This window comes from Helicobacter sp. 23-1045 (assembly GCF_053654655.1).
Genome location: NZ_JBSIUR010000025.1, coordinates 1 through 1,469, shown reverse-complemented (window position 1 = coordinate 1,469; position 1,469 = coordinate 1). Strand labels below are relative to the sequence as shown.

Annotated in this window: 2 protein-coding genes; both read left to right on the top strand. The window is 35.5% G+C overall.

Features of this window, described 5'->3' with window-relative positions:
* The coding region (locus ACWIUE_RS11870; RefSeq protein WP_454136999.1) for a replication/maintenance protein RepL at positions 1-496 on the top strand (496 nt) is incomplete at its 5' end.
* Positions 497-924: 428 nt separating this feature from the next.
* On the top strand, positions 925-1,095 hold the full coding sequence (locus tag ACWIUE_RS11865; RefSeq protein ID WP_454136998.1) for a hypothetical protein: 171 nt from the start codon (positions 925-927) through the stop codon (positions 1,093-1,095).
* Positions 1,096-1,469: the final 374 nt, after the last annotated feature.

Here is a 1,469-nt window from a genome sequence, read left to right as displayed (position 1 = left end):
TGTGCGCACAAAGGCGACAAAAGGCTATAAAGTCAATGAGGATTACAAGGATAGGGGCATTGTAACGACATTTGAGGGCGTTAGGAAGTTTAAAGATTTGGAAACGGGCAAAATCGTTGAAATGGAAATGGTAACTAAAAAAGTGAAACACGGCTTAAAAGGCGGATGGAGGCGTGTTTATTTGGAAAATTTTATGGAAATTTTAACGGGGATTTATAGGGCAGGGCGCAAAATCGATGTGATTGAATTTATACTCGACAATCTCGACAGCAATAACAAATTTACGATGAGTCAAGCGCAAGTTGTGGAAAAAACAAAGGTGTCAAAGCCAATCGTTATCGAAACTTATCGATATTTGACAAAAAAAGATTTTTGGCGCAAGGATGGCACTTGCTATCGTGTAAATACGAATTTTGTATGCGCTTTTGGCAGCGACCGCAAAAATGCGATGATTGCGCTAAAATATAGCGATTTGGATGAGCCAAGCCTATTTTGATAACGCCCACTATACGCAATCCGCTAATTTTACCCCTTTAAAACGCTCTAAATCGCTTTTTTTGTTTTTTAGGCGGGAAACTATGCTTAAAACGCTTAAAATTGATTCTGCGCTCTCTTAAAGTGGTTATTTGGTGGCTATGGTGTTTTTTGTAGCTGTTTCTTTTTTGCTATCGCAAAAAATTCATTGCGCTACAAAAAAATCGGGCGAATATTTTGCTGATTTCGCTTTGATTTTTCAATCAAAGCTCACGCAAAATGAAATACAATTTTTTTGCGACTTGTCGCAAAAATTAGCTCCGCAGGACAAATTACCGAAACTTTGACTTGTCGAATGTTTCAGTAATTTGCAAATTAGGCAAACATAGACAAGTCTATGTTGCATAATTTGATTTTTGCGCCGAACAAGTCAGCGCAAAAATGTAAAAAATGCCTTTCATTTTTGCGGGAATTTTTGAGCGAAGCGAAAAAAATTCGCAGAAGCAAAAATATTCGCAAGTGTTAAAAGCGAAAATGTGTCATTTTCGCATTCTAATCACCAAAAACGCACACTCTACCCACGAAAACGCCGTAATAAAGGGGAAAAATCCAAACAAGTGAGCTTTGAACTTAAAAGCGTTTTTGCCTAAAAATGCCCTTTGCGACAAAAAAACGCCCCAAAACCCCGTGTGCTAGGGCGGATGGAAGTGGTTAGTCGCATTTAATTTAGCGCGCATATATATTAGAACAAAGAATCTTTTTTTTAGATTTCTTTGATTCTCTCGTTGAGTGTGGAAAAATCAAGGTTTTTAGAGGTTAAATTTTTTTTACTTTAAAGTCAAATTTTTTTAACCTTTTTAATTGTTATATTTGACTTTAAAGTAAAATTATATTATACTTTTATCAAAATTTTAAAATTGAAAGGAAAATTTAATGACAAAAGCAATGAAAAAACCCGCAGTTGAGCGACATTTAAAAAGTCGTTATACGAATAA

Coding starts and splice junctions, on each gene's coding strand:
- ACWIUE_RS11865 (WP_454136998.1), top strand. CDS start 925: ATGCCTTTCATTTTTGCGGGAATTTTTGAGCGAAGCGAAAAAAATTCG.